This is a genomic window from Brevibacillus sp. FW306-2-1A-C05A, from assembly GCF_058781555.1.
In genome coordinates this window covers 1-4,602 of the sequence record NZ_JBYSWV010000094.1, presented here as the reverse complement: position 1 = coordinate 4,602, position 4,602 = coordinate 1, and the positions used below count along the sequence as shown (strand labels likewise).

Annotated in this window: 2 protein-coding genes and 1 pseudogene; all 3 read right to left on the bottom strand. The window is 47.1% G+C overall.

Annotated features, from left to right (window positions below):
* Positions 1 to 336: 336 nt before the first annotated feature.
* Complete coding sequence (locus AC3WJN_RS25390; RefSeq protein WP_007784863.1) at positions 337 to 969, bottom strand: hypothetical protein; 633 nt, start codon at positions 967 to 969, stop codon at positions 337 to 339.
* A gap of 51 nt (positions 970 to 1,020) precedes the next feature.
* Entirely contained in the window at positions 1,021 to 3,825 is a 2,805-nt protein-coding gene (locus AC3WJN_RS25385; RefSeq protein ID WP_492329353.1) for an RHS repeat domain-containing protein, read from the bottom strand.
* A gap of 383 nt (positions 3,826 to 4,208) precedes the next feature.
* Positions 4,209 to 4,385 (bottom strand): annotated as a pseudogene (locus tag AC3WJN_RS25380) (IS200/IS605 family transposase); the annotation flags it as partial.
* Positions 4,386 to 4,602: the final 217 nt, after the last annotated feature.

Sequence of the window (4,602 nt, the reverse complement as noted above, 5' to 3'; positions counted from 1 at the left end):
TGCTTTTATAATGGAAAACGCATCCATTCATCCATTGGGTACTTCACGCCCAATCAATACGAACATATGTACCGATGCGTGGTGTAATTCTCTCGATTTTATGTGTCCAATCTATTGACAGTGGTTCACTTGTTTGCCATCTAAGACCATTCCGATAAAATTGAGCCTGAACATCTCAATTTTATCGGAATGGTCTTGTTGGTCAAACCCTCGATCCCTCTACCCGCATAGCGGGTGGTTTTTTGTTTCGTGCGTTTCACGCACTCAACTGGCTAAAGCCACTAATAAAAAACCCCAAACGAGTATAGATTACTCGTTTGGGGGATAAAGGTAGTTCTATTGATTGTTTATTTTTACTGCTGTTTTCTCCAGTATATTAATTTCAAATTTCTCATTTGGAAAAGGAAACTCCTCGGTAGTATTAAGAATGTAAATATTTGAGCTAGTAGTTGGTTCGAGCTTAACAAAATAATTAACATCACCCCAAGATACACCTGTGATCTCCTTTGTAGGAAACTCTAAATGAATTCTTATTTCCTCCAATGTCTCGGTATTCTTTAAATATAAACGAGCTGAACTATTTTTCTGAAACAAATTAATCAGCTCCATGCAGTATTCAAATCGACCATCCGGTGTCTTCTGTATGGAATCAGTTCTTATTTTTTCTGTTAACCATCCACTCGTCTCTACGTTTTTATACAAATGTGGTGTCATTAAAAGCATGGCAATGATGATAATTAAAACCCCAATGAACTCCCACCATCTATATGGACTCCACTTTTTTAATAATAGAAAACAAGAAACGACTATTAATAAAATTGAGGGTATACCTAGATACAAAAGTATTACCGTGGAAATCAAGTCTATGCCACGTTGAAAATTTGCAGTCGAGCCAAGTACAAACCAGATAACACCTGATAAATTAACGAGTATAGTGATGATCCAAATTAACTTCAGCCACAATCGCATTGGCATTCCCCCTCCTTCTAAATTAATCTGGTTTCGTAGTAAGATAATTTCTTATCTTTTTGGTTCCACATAAAATTTTTCGAGATACGGTGTGATATATTTTTTCCACGTCTCAACATTAGAGTGCATTGCAGAGTGAGCCGCAATTGGGTCATACTCCTCCCCTACTTCAATTTTTATATTTGCTGCATTTGTAAACTCCCGTTTGGCTTCGCCAAGTAGCCATACGCTTCCCCCATTTACTTGTACACCATCTCGTTCATTGTAAACATGTAGATGCTGTCCCACTGGATACTCTAAATAATATTCAAGTTCCCTTACAGGAGTAGCAATAGTAACAAGCGTTTCCACCTGAATTCCTTCATGTTCCAAAACATTAGCTGCTAATATTGATACATTTCCGCCATGACTGTGACCAATTAGCCGAATTGGTTTCTTCTCATTCCCTTTAATACTTCGCCAATTCATAATATCTGCTGCCAAAGATTGTGCGGCCTTTACCCTTGCCGTATTATCGTTATCACCTGACCACTCAAATTTCCTTACATCCTCTTTATATAAACCTTTGAAATACGTAACAAAATCATCTTTCCAAGTAGAATTATCTGAAAACGTCCCATGAACTAGCCATGCATCATGTCCTGTAGGATCAATATACCTAACCGGATTGTTGTGAGTATACGTATACCTGTTGAGCGTCAGCGGATTGTCAACCTGTCCCTTAACCGTATCCTCCGACACAAACCTCCCCATCTTCGGATCATAATACCGGGCACGCAGGTAGTAAAAACCGCTCTCTTTGTCGTACATCTCCCCCGCATACGCAAACGGGTTCGTCATCGTTTCCTTGACTTTGTCCGCAATCAAGTTACCCCAGATGTCGTACTCATACGTATTCAACACATTCCCGCTCGAACCTTTGATCTTCACGACATCCCCGTGGCTGTTGTAGTAGTAAGTTCCTTCCTGGTTCGTCGTGTAGTCTTTTCGCCAGATCAGTTGGTTACCGAAGACGTTGCGGGCTTTGACCCGGCCGTCCTGGGTCAGCTCCTCGATCACTTGCCCGTTCAAGTACACGTAGTGGGTCGTATCCGTGACGCTTCCGGTCTGCTGCTTCGTCGCGCGCAGGCCGCCTGGATAGTATGTGTACGTCGTTGTGCCTTTGGCGTCCTTGTATTCGATCAGGCGATTCAGCAAATCGTGTTTCAGTTCGTAGCTACGCGTCGAATCGGCGGGTGCGTTGGCATAGATTTGGCGGTTGCCGCGGCGGTCGTAAACGTACTGGCGGGTGTTGCCCTGGATCGTTTCTTCTTTGATCCGGGACAGCTTGTCGTAAGCGAACGTGCCGTAGTTGGCTCCGCCGCGCTTTTGGCTCGTGATGTTGCCGAACAGGTCGTAGCCGTTGGTCTCACTCCAGCCGTCGGCGTGGTTCATCCCCGTGATCTCGGCAAAGGAGCTGATCGTCTTTTGCATTGCCGACGACTGGCCGGGGTAGGAGACGGTATTCGTCTCTCCGTTGTTGTTCATGTCGTAGGTGTAGCTCGTCGTGCCTACGCCGGGAATGGTTACGGCGCTGAGGCGGCTGGCATTGTCGTAGGTGTAATCGACGCGCAAGGCGGGAGCCGAGCCAGAAACAGCGCTGCGGGATGGATAGACGATGGCGTCGATGGCCTCATCGTGGTCGGTGTAGACGAGCTGGTAGTCTTTTCCCATCATCGTTTGGCGGTTCAGGCGGCGGTATTCGTCGTAGCCGTAGCGGACGGTTTGGCCGTTGTTGTTTGTTTCCGTCAAAAGCGAGCCGGAGAGCGGATCGTAGCTGCGTTCTTCGTAGAAGCCGCTGCCCGCAGACACTTTCGTCCTTTCGTTGAACGGCGAATATTGGTAGCTGAAAAGAACGCCGTTTTTGTCTTTGAAAGTTTTGACGGCACCGTTTTTTTCATAGGTGTACTGCTCGGCTTTGGTCTCCGGGTTCTTCTCGGACAACTTCCAGGACAGCGCGTTATACGTGTACACGGCAGTGGGCGTGCCGTTTTCGAGCACGGTGGTCAGGTTGCCGAGTCCGTCGTAGCTGTATTCGTGGATGTTGTTTTCCGGGTCGCGCAAATAGACCAACTGGTCGTTGTGATCGTAGCGCATCGTCCAGCGTTGGGAGGTGCTGCCATCCGAGACTTCCTTGTCCGTGACTTTTCCGAAGCGGTCGGTCTGGTAGGCGGTCACGCGGCGGTGGCTGCCTCGTTGGGTCGTTTCTTCCACGCTCTCTACCCGCCCGTACAGGTCGCGGTAGGTGGTGACGATGTAGCCGTTCGGGGACAACGTTTGCTCGGTCAGGCGCGGCAAATAGCGGGTGCCGTCTGAATACGCATTGGCCCGATGGGAGCGGGTCGTTCCCAGGGCGTTCGTGGTCTGGTAGACGAAGCCCTGGTGGCGGAAGCTCTCGGTGAGGACTCTTCCCAGCGTGTCATATTCGTAGGTGACTTTGCTGCCGTTTGGGTACGTCTGACTTCTCACCTGGCTTTGGTTGTCGATCTCGAGCGAGAAGTTCAGGACGTCCGTTTTCCCGCTCTCCAGCTCGATGCCAGCCAACGATATTTGTGTCGGCTGGACGCCGTATGAATCGTATGCGGAAAACGTCTGTGTCCTCGTCTTTCCGCCAAAGTTTTCCGTGATCGAATAAAGCTGCGCATTCGTGTATTCATAGGTTCGCTCGGTAATCTGGCTTTTGTAGCCCGACAAGTTCACCGGGAACGAGTGAATCTCCGTTTCTTTTCGCAGCAAATACTGGTCGTTGTACTCGTAGGAAAGGTTCGAATAGTACGGCTCGCCCGACGAGGTAACTGGTCCTTGGGCACTTTCCACAGCTCGTAAAACTGGCCGTTGTCCGCATCGCATAGCTTTTTTCCAGCCTGTATGTGTTCGTGCCCTTTGGTGTTTTTAATGTGTAGCTGTACGTCACTTTGTTGACGCGTAGCTTAACGCGTATCTGTCCTGAAAAAGTCGCACCAGCCCGTCCTTGAAGGAGGTTTGCTCCAGTTGATACGGGCGGTTATTGACAGAGTTCCATGACGCTAACCATTTTTATTTGTGCGGCCTGTCGCTAAATCATAACCACCCGTCAAACGGGTGGTTTGCTCTTGGGGTATAACCCCCTGTTGCCAAACTGCGCCTAAAGACGCTAGCCTGACAATAAAATTGTTCAGGCTCAGTGTAATTTGTCACTTTCACTTACCAGTTAAACTGGTTTACTTCTTCTTGCTACTGTTTCTGCTGAATGGATCTTCATACTCTTTCACACTCAGTTTATCAACTGCCTGGTCATGTGCTTCTTGTTCACGTATATATTTGGCGACGATTGCTTCATTTAAGCCCACTGTGCTGACGTAATATCCCTCTGCCCAAAATTTCCGATTGCCATATTTAGGGCTTGCTGAACAATGCATAAACGCGAGGAATCGTGAAATAATCAAAGAAAACTGCGGAAAATCCGGATTTATAATTTGACCAAGTGCAAGGTTTTTGCAGGAATTCTTTGAAAAACCTTGCACCAGTAAGAATTTCGGTTCAATCAAGAGGCACACGAAACGTTCAAAATGGATCGGAAAAACAGTATTTTATACTACTGATATGCCATTCAGA

Coding starts and splice junctions, on each gene's coding strand:
- AC3WJN_RS25390 (WP_007784863.1), bottom strand. CDS start 969: ATGCGATTGTGGCTGAAGTTAATTTGGATCATCACTATACTCGTTAAT.